Source organism: Bradyrhizobium sp. PRIMUS42, assembly GCF_023006515.1.
Classification (GTDB): domain Bacteria; phylum Pseudomonadota; class Alphaproteobacteria; order Rhizobiales; family Xanthobacteraceae; genus Bradyrhizobium.
This window is the reverse complement of the sequence record NZ_JALBGZ010001458.1, coordinates 1-621: the sequence shown is the minus strand read 5'-3', so window position 1 is coordinate 621 and position 621 is coordinate 1. Positions and strand designations below refer to the sequence as shown.

Annotated in this window: 1 protein-coding gene; it reads right to left on the bottom strand. The window is 69.2% G+C overall.

Annotated features, from left to right (window positions below; all coding sequences use genetic code 11):
* Positions 1 to 192 precede the first annotated feature (192 nt).
* Positions 193 to 621, bottom strand: a 429-nt coding sequence (locus MOV75_RS41055; protein ID WP_247008568.1) for a methyl-accepting chemotaxis protein, incomplete at its 5' end; no start/stop codon positions are given.

Here is a 621-nt window from a genome sequence, read left to right as displayed (position 1 = left end):
CCGCTGTCGTCCCCGACAAGCGAAGCGCAGATCGGGCCCCCCGCGCGAGCGCTTGCGCTCGTCGCGATAGCCACCGGGAGAAGTTTGGCGACGACTCGGAGTTGCCGGCTTGCTCCATAACCGCTCCCTGTGGTTATGGGTCCCGGGTTCGCTTCGCGCCCCGGGACGACAGCAGAGGGTGGCGCAGCGACCTTACGCCGCCCGGATATTCCCCATGAAGCGGTCGAGCTCGGCGCGCAGGCGGGTGCTTTCGGACGACAGCGTCCTGGCCGAATGCAGCACCTCCTCCGAGGCCGAGCCGGTCTCGGCGGCGCCGCGGTTGACCTCGCCGATATCGGTGGCCGCGGTCTGGGTGCCCTGCGCGACGGTCTGGACGCTGCGCGCGATTTCCTGGGTTGCCGCGCCCTGCTGCTCGACGGCGCTCGCGATCGAGGTCGAGATCGACGAAATCTGGCCGATGGTGGCGCCGATCTCCTTGATCGCTGCAACCGATTCGGCCGTGGCGCCCTGCATGCCCGTGATGTGCGAGGAGATCTCGTCGGTGGCCTTCGCGGTCTGGCTCGCCAGCGACTTCACTTCGCTCGCAACCACGGCAAAGCCACGCCCGGCTTCGCCGGCGCG